Origin of the sequence: Brevibacillus sp. HB1.2, from assembly GCF_013332495.1 — a bacterium.
GTDB classification, from domain to species: Bacteria; Bacillota; Bacilli; order Brevibacillales; family Brevibacillaceae; genus Brevibacillus; species Brevibacillus porteri.
This window is the reverse complement of the sequence record NZ_JABMIU010000051.1, coordinates 1-259: the sequence shown is the minus strand read 5'-3', so window position 1 is coordinate 259 and position 259 is coordinate 1. Positions and strand designations below refer to the sequence as shown.

Sequence of the window (259 nt, the reverse complement as noted above, 5' to 3'; positions counted from 1 at the left end):
TGGAGTACCAATCACAGATTATTTTCTTTCCGGTTTTGAGGGAGTATAACCCTCGCTTATATAGTGATGGGGCTGTAGCTCAGTTGGGAGAGCGCCTGCCTTGCAAGCAGGAGGTCATCGGTTCGATCCCGTTCAGCTCCACCAAAAGAATAAATATGCTCCTTGAAAACTGGATATTGCATGAAATTGCTAAGATATTAACTGTAAGTACTTTTAGTAATTACGGAAATGCAAGGATGGCCTGCTAAGTTCGTCTCAC

1 tRNA gene is annotated in these 259 nt (G+C 43.2%); it reads left to right on the top strand.

Features of this window, described 5'->3' with window-relative positions:
- Nucleotides 1-68: 68 nt before the first annotated feature.
- Nucleotides 69-144: transfer RNA gene (locus HPY28_RS30205), tRNA-Ala, on the top strand.
- Nucleotides 145-259: the final 115 nt, after the last annotated feature.